Below are 2,425 nucleotides of genomic sequence, written 5' to 3'. Positions count from 1 at the left end.
CCCACACAGTCCATATTCTGCTTCGAAGGCTTCGGCAGATCTTATAGTCAAGGCCTATCACGATACTTATGGTATGCCGATAAACATAACAAGATGCTCGAACAACTACGGTCCTTACCAATTCCCAGAGAAGCTGATACCTCTGATCATAAACAACGCGCTAAACCATAAACCTCTTCCGGTATATGGAGACGGAAGACAGATAAGAGACTGGCTGTACGTAGAAGACCACTGCAGGGCGATCGATATGGTGTTCGATAACGGTGAGTCCGGAGAAGTCTATAATATAGGCGGACATAACGAGAGGGAGAACATCTATATAGTCAAGAGGATAATAGAGATACTCAGTGAAAAGACTGGTGACAGTAAAATTAACGAATCACTCATAAAAAATGTTACCGACAGACTGGGCCACGACAGAAGATACGGCATAGATCCTACTAAGGTAATTCAGGAGCTGGGATGGAAACCTTCAGTCATGTTCGATGAAGGAATAGAGATGACAATAGACTGGTATTTGAACAACAGAGCATGGGTTGATAGCGTTATCTCGGGAGAATATCTAGACTTTTACAATAGGAACTATAACACTAAGTGATGAATCTTGATAAGTGTTATTTGCGTCTTTAACGACAAGCGAATCCTGGATTCTTATCTAGTCAGGAGTCTTCCTGCAGCTCGTGATAATTACGAATTGGTACTTGTAGACAATACTGAAGGAAGGTTCTCGTCTGCTGCGGTAGCCTTGAATCATGGAAGTTATGGAGCGAAAGGTGATTACCTGCTATTTGTTCATCAAGATCTTGCTTTTGGAAGTGATTTTTCATTTTCCAGATTAAATGATCTGTTATGCGTGGTCCCATCTTACTCCGTGATAGGTGCTGCAGGTAGGCTAAACGAGGACGGTGTCATAACATCGATGACACACGGAGAACCGCCTTCTCCAGCTGGTACAATTCGGTCGAAAACTCTGACTGAGGTTCAAACTGTTGATGAAGTTATGATAGGAGTCAGGAGAGAGATGTTCAAAGAAATAATGTTCGATCCATTAGTCTGTAATGGCTGGCACCTTTATGGTGTTGATTTCTGCCTTTCTGCAGGAGAGAGAGACTACAAGAGCTTCGTCCTCCCTATGGATTTGCATCACAGATCTCCTGGATACTCTATGGATGATAGCTTCTACGAAATCCTAAAGAAAGTGGTATCAAAGCACAAGAACAACTACAAGACGATTTACAGTACAAACGGGATTTGGCCGACTTCTGTTTTCAAACTCAAATGGATGCATAACACAGAGATGTTTAGAAATAATGTGAGGGAAATTGCAATGAAAACCCAATTCGGTAGGAAAATTCTTGCTATAAGACGGAGGAGATTTCAAAAGATGCGAAGCGACTTTGGTTATGAAAACTGAACCAGGTAGCCTTATGGAATAATGTAAATGGATACAGAAGTGTTTGATGCAGAATATAAGTACCGGTAANNGCTAGTACAAAATCATAGATTCAACAAGATACCAATGAATGAATGAGGGATGTTCAATAGATTCTTCAAGCTTGGATCAGAACTTATCAATAGATGTTGCTTTGAACTAGATAAGACACCAGACTCAAGCTATTTTCAAACTTAAATGGAGATGAGTGAATGTGTGTTATTGAAGACTCTTTGCCAGAAAACTATTATTGCTTTCTTAGGAAAGATCTGATTGATCTTGTTCCACCTGGATTCAGAAGCGTTCTAGAAGTCGGATGTGGTGATGGAAAGAATGCTGCCTATCTGAGAGAAAAAGGAGCAACCTATATTGCTGGAATAGAGTTATCCTGCAGTCATGGAAAAATCGCAGCAACCAGAATGGATGAAGTCTTTATTGGATCAGTAGAAGGGGATTTGCCCAATTGGCTTCTAAATAGAGAATTCGATTTGGTGATCTGTGGAGACGTCCTTGAGCATCTTATTGATCCATGGAGGACTTTGCGAAGACTTCGAAACGTCATTTCTTCCTCGGGATATCTTTTGGCATCCATTCCAAATATCAGGCATTATTCTGTTGTAAAGGAACTAGTCTTAAGAGGAAGATTTCAATATGTGTCAGCAGGGTTGCTAGATCGAACTCATTTAAGGTTCTTCACAAAGAGAGAAATCATTGAGCTACTAGATAATTCTCAGTATAAAATAATCAACTGGTCACACTCACCGATCTCCAGGAGAGATTCATTAATCAGTCGGATCACACTCGGCCGATTTGATGGATTTCTTACTTACCAGTACTATGTTCTTGCTCAGAAAAAGTAATCATCAGAATATTGCTCAATTTACGCTACAACTTCTACTGCATCAAGCAAGCAAGAAGCAATGAAGTTTCACAATAACAGTAAGCATTGTATTCCCAAAGATTGAACAGCCGTAATTAAGGAAAAGGCAGGAA

The 2,425-nt window shown here is 40.4% G+C and carries 3 protein-coding genes; all 3 read left to right on the top strand.

The annotated features are described in order from the left end of the window. Positions 1-598 (top strand): dTDP-glucose 4,6-dehydratase (locus B3N33_RS10780; protein ID WP_292593335.1); only part of this gene is annotated, 598 nt, incomplete at its 5' end. 6 nt (positions 599-604) lie between these two features. Next, positions 605-1,414, top strand: coding sequence for a glycosyltransferase family A protein (locus tag B3N33_RS10775; RefSeq protein WP_292593333.1), 810 nt, complete (start codon positions 605-607; stop codon positions 1,412-1,414). Positions 1,415-1,644: 230 nt separating this feature from the next. After that, positions 1,645-2,292, top strand: coding sequence for a class I SAM-dependent methyltransferase (locus B3N33_RS10770; RefSeq protein WP_292593331.1), 648 nt, complete (start codon positions 1,645-1,647; stop codon positions 2,290-2,292). The last annotated feature ends 133 nt before the right edge of the window (positions 2,293-2,425 follow it).

Source organism: Mesotoga sp. UBA5825, from assembly GCF_002432955.1.
In the GTDB taxonomy this organism is placed as follows: Bacteria; Thermotogota; Thermotogae; order Petrotogales; family Kosmotogaceae; genus Mesotoga.
This window is presented reverse-complemented; position numbering and strand designations above follow the sequence as displayed.